General features: G+C 71.2%; 5 protein-coding genes. 1 reads left to right on the top strand and 4 read right to left on the bottom strand.

The features are described 5' to 3' along the window. Positions 1-103 precede the first annotated feature (103 nt). Positions 104-1,084, bottom strand: coding sequence for a hydroxyacid dehydrogenase (locus IE182_RS31405; RefSeq protein ID WP_229845292.1), 981 nt, complete (start codon positions 1,082-1,084; stop codon positions 104-106). 62 nt (positions 1,085-1,146) lie between these two features. Here IE182_RS31405 and IE182_RS31400 point away from each other — a divergent pair, with 62 nt between their 5' ends. Further along, on the top strand, positions 1,147-1,386 hold the full coding sequence (locus IE182_RS31400) for a hypothetical protein (protein ID WP_308432194.1): 240 nt from the start codon (positions 1,147-1,149) through the stop codon (positions 1,384-1,386). Here the strand turns inward: IE182_RS31400 and IE182_RS31395 are convergent. From IE182_RS31395 to IE182_RS31385, 3 genes are all read right to left on the bottom strand, one after another. Next, positions 1,376-2,293, bottom strand: a complete 918-nt coding sequence (locus tag IE182_RS31395; RefSeq protein ID WP_190113399.1) for a recombinase family protein — start codon at positions 2,291-2,293, stop codon at positions 1,376-1,378. The two genes, IE182_RS31400 and IE182_RS31395, sit on opposite strands and share 11 nt — an antisense overlap. A 62-nt stretch (positions 2,294-2,355) precedes the next feature. After that, a complete protein-coding gene (locus IE182_RS31390) occupies positions 2,356-3,222 on the bottom strand; it encodes an AraC family transcriptional regulator (RefSeq protein WP_190113398.1) in 867 nt (288 codons plus the stop codon). Positions 3,223-3,286: 64 nt separating this feature from the next. Further along, positions 3,287-3,847: phytanoyl-CoA dioxygenase family protein (locus IE182_RS31385; RefSeq protein WP_190113397.1), on the bottom strand; the 561-nt coding region annotated here is incomplete at its 5' end.

Below are 3,847 nucleotides of genomic sequence, written 5' to 3'. Positions count from 1 at the left end.
AATTATTCAGGAAGCCCTGGTGGGACCCTTTCGGGTCCTGCCAGGGCTTTCTTGCATTTACCGGCCACTTCACCGGCTATTTCACCGGCCCCCGGGCCGGCCTTCACGCCAGCCGGTGCAATTCGCTCTCCTCCACCCGCCCCGCCAGGGGTAATCCCCGCACCCAGCGCTCGACCTCCTCCACCACCCACGCCCCGAGCCGCCGCACCTCGCTTCCCTGAGCGCCCGCGATATGCGGCGTCACCAGCACATTGCGCAGACCCAGCAACGGGTGTCCTGCTTCCAGTGGTTCCGGCTCGGTGACGTCCAGGTAGGCGTCCAGCCGTCCAGAAGCGCATTCCCGTGTCAGCCCGTCCGTATCGATGAGCGAGCCCCGCGCCGTATTGATGACCGCGCCGCCGTCCGGAATGAGGGCCAGTCGTTCGGCATTCAGCAGGTGCCGTGTGCCGGGCAGTTCGGGGGCGTGGAGTGTGATGACCCTGCTGTTCCGGCACAGCGTCTCCAGGTCGACGGACTCTGCCGCATACGGGTCGTGCACCAGCACCCGGTAGCCGGCCTCCGACGCCCGCAGCCGGCTGATGACCTTCCTGCCGATGCGCGAGGCACCCACGACGCCGACCGTCAGCCCGTCGCCCCCTTGCCGATCGCCGAAGTCGGGCCAGCGGGCCCGCCCGCCCCCACCACGTCCTTCTGCGTACGCGGCCGCCGTGGCGAGCGCCTTCTTCGCCGCGAGGACGACCAGGGCGAAGGCGTAATCGGCCACTGGACCCGCGTTGGCCTCGGCGGCCGACGAGACCACGATGCCCCGTTCCCACACGGCCGGCGTGACCAGCGGCTTCACCGAACCCGCCGCATGGAGGACCGCCCGCAGCCGCGGTGCCCCGTCGAGGAACGCCGGGGTCAGCGCCGGGCTTCCCCAGCCGGTGATGAGGACGTCCGCCCGTGCCAGGTCTCCCCGCCGGGCCTCGCCCGGCCCCCGTAACTCCACCGCCCCGGCCAGACGATCGCACAGATCCGCGGGGAGCACGGACGCGGCGGTCCCGGGCTCCAGCGCTGTCACCACCACCGGTCTGACACCGTTCACGGGCAGCCATCTGCCCACCGCCGGAAGAGAGAAAACGCCTTGCTCCCGTCACCGATGGACACATGGACATGATGGACAGGCTGCGCGGGGCCTGGCCCCGGACCGTCGACGCCGTCGTCACCGGCATCGTCCAGGCGGCGGTGACCATTCCCTTCGTCGTGCCCCGCGCTGCCGACGCACCCCCTGCCACCTGGGCCTCGTACGCGATGACCTCGCTGGCTGTTCTGCCGCTCCTCTGGAGGCGGCCTCGGGCAACATCGGTACAGCGGTTGGCGCTGAGAACGATCACGGTCAGGGCGTAAGTGCGCTGACCCGGTTCTCGTACTCGCGGCGGGCCTTGCGCTGGGCCGGGACCGCGGGGGCGCCCTGGGCGCCGTCGGGCGGCTGGCAGCGGGCGAGGAGCCGGCGGTGCACCGCGGGGACGGCGGTCACGCGCAGGGTGTAGCCCTGGCCGCGCCGTACGGTCGCCCCCTGGTCGAGCACAGCGCGCTCGGCGGGCTCCAGGTCTGCCGAGCGGAGGAAGCCGGCGACCTTGCCCGGCATGTCGAGGACGACCGGCAGCTCCAGGGCGGGGGCGTCCTCCTCGATGGCGGTGTGGTCGGGCAGGAGGTCGGCGACGGCCGTGCGGATCGCACCGCGGCTGCCCCGGTGGTCGCGGGCGAGGGCGGCGAGGGAGCGGCCCTCCAGGTACGCAGTGCGCACGTCGTCGGTCTTCGCGGCCGCCACGGCGGGGCGGCGCCCGCCCTTGCTGCCCTTGGCCTCGGCGGCCCGCAGTCCGTCGTAGGTCAGCTCGCGCTGGAGGTCGCGCTGGAGTTCACCGGCGGCGGCGAGGGTCTGCACCGTGAACTTCACGGTGGACAGCAGCTCGCCGGTGCGCGGGTGGCGGGCGGTGAGGTCCACCGCGGAGAACGCGCCGTCGTGGATGCGCAGCGCGACCTGGTCGCGATGGAGGACCCGAGCACGTCGAGGATGTGGCCGGTGCCCCCGGACGAGGCGGAACATCTCGGAGATGTGCACGGTGTCGCCCGGCCGCGCGTAGGTGAGCAGTTCGCGGAACTTCGGGCGCTGAAGGGGGTGGAGGCGGCTGGAGGTGCCCGGGTCCTCCTCGAAGACGACCGGGTCCTCGATTCCGGCCTCGTCCAGGACAAGGTTCTGCCGGGCGGTCGACTGCCGGTCGGTCGAGACCCGCTTGTAGACCAGGTTCGTCACCGAGGGCCCCAGGCAACCGAATCGCTCGCACGCGCCTGCCCGGGGGGGGATTGCCGCTGTGCTCAGCAGTGCTCAGGCTCCACGGCTAGCCACAGTTCGGCGTCGACCTCGGTCTTCTGCGGCGACAGGCGGGTGCGCAGGATCTCAGGGCCGGTGCGGGTGCGGTACGGGTTCGACGGGAACCACTCGGTGAACACGTCCCGCCACAGCTCCTGGATGGCCTGCGGCGCCGGCCCGGAGGTGGTGAAGACCGCCCAGGTGCCGGCCGGGACCGCCAACGTGGTCGTGCCCTCCAGAGCGGCCGCGGAGGTGATCACGCCGTGGTGGTAGTCGAGGACCGTGCCCTCGGCGCGGCTGGGGTCCATGCCGTCGCAGACCGCGACGATGCCGTGCGGCTCCTGGTCCGAGAGCTTCTCCAGGCGCTCCAGGGTCCGCGGGTCGATCCCACGGACAAAGTCCATGATCGCCTGGTTTGGCCCCGCATGCACCAGCGGTACCCGGGTCTTGAGCCCAACGACGGTGAAGTCCGCCTTGTCCACAACGCGGTATCGCATACTGCTGCTCCCCTCAATGGTGAGGCGGAAGGCCATCCGGGACTGGGAGGTGAGTGCGGCGCCGGTACGCCGGGCCTCGCCGGGTCCGATGCCGTGCATGGCACGGAACGCCCGCGCGAACGCCTCGCCGGAGCCGTAGCCGTAGCGCACCGCAATCTCCAGCAGCGTCTCACGTCCCGCGAGTACTTCGGCGCCCGCGAGGGTGAGCCGGCGGCGCCGGACGTACTCCAGCAGGGGCATTCCCGCGAGGGCGGAGAACATCCGGCGCAGGTGGTGCTCCGAGGTGGCGGCGACGCGTGCCAGTTCCTTCACGTCGAGGTCCTGGTCGAGATGGCCCTCGATGTGCTCCATGGCCTGGTTCAGCCGCTCCAGCATGCCCGGCCTCCTTTCTCTTTCCCCTTCTCACGACCACCTTGCCAGCGATGGTCGTGAAGCATGTCTATCCGGCGCTGCGGTCAGTGCCGTCTCCGTCCGGACCGGGGGTGTCCTGTCCCAGACCGCGGCGGATCGCGATCTCCACGGGTGAGTACGTGCCGTCGGCCCGCTCCAGTTCGTACGGCGCGGCCGGCATCAGCGGCGGCTGCGCCATGAAGCGCGGCCGCACCCCATGGTGCGGTTGCGCCGCGTGCACCAGGAACGGATGACACAGGAAGACGTCGCCCGGGGACCCGGTGGCGAGGGCGAGTGGCCGGTGGTCGGACGCCGCGACCAGGTCGGGGGCGAGGGTCAGCCCGCTCGCCCCGTCCTCCCCGTACTTCTCAAGGACCTTCGGCACGTCGAGGTGTGAGCCGACCCGGATCCGTGTCGGGGCGTCCTGTTCACCGACCTCGCTGAACAGGAACAGCATCAGCAGCGCCCGTCCTCGGGAGCGCAGATTCGTGAAGTACCAGCTCTCGCCCTCCGGCAGATAGCTCCCCTCGATGTGCCAGCCCGCGTCGTCCGGCTCCTCCTCGTGCGGGAAGCGCAGCGGGAACGTGCCCAGCGAGTAGCGCGGCTCCCA

Source organism: Streptomyces cinnamoneus, from assembly GCF_014650495.1.
GTDB classification, from domain to species: Bacteria; Actinomycetota; Actinomycetes; order Streptomycetales; family Streptomycetaceae; genus Streptomyces; species Streptomyces cinnamoneus.
This window is presented reverse-complemented; position numbering and strand designations above follow the sequence as displayed.

Excerpts from the sequence above, each read along its gene's own strand:
- IE182_RS31400 (WP_308432194.1), top strand. The coding sequence starts at position 1,147 with ATGGACATGATGGACAGGCTGCGCGGGGCCTGGCCCCGGACCGTCGAC.
- IE182_RS31390 (WP_190113398.1), bottom strand. The coding sequence starts at position 3,222 with ATGCTGGAGCGGCTGAACCAGGCCATGGAGCACATCGAGGGCCATCTC.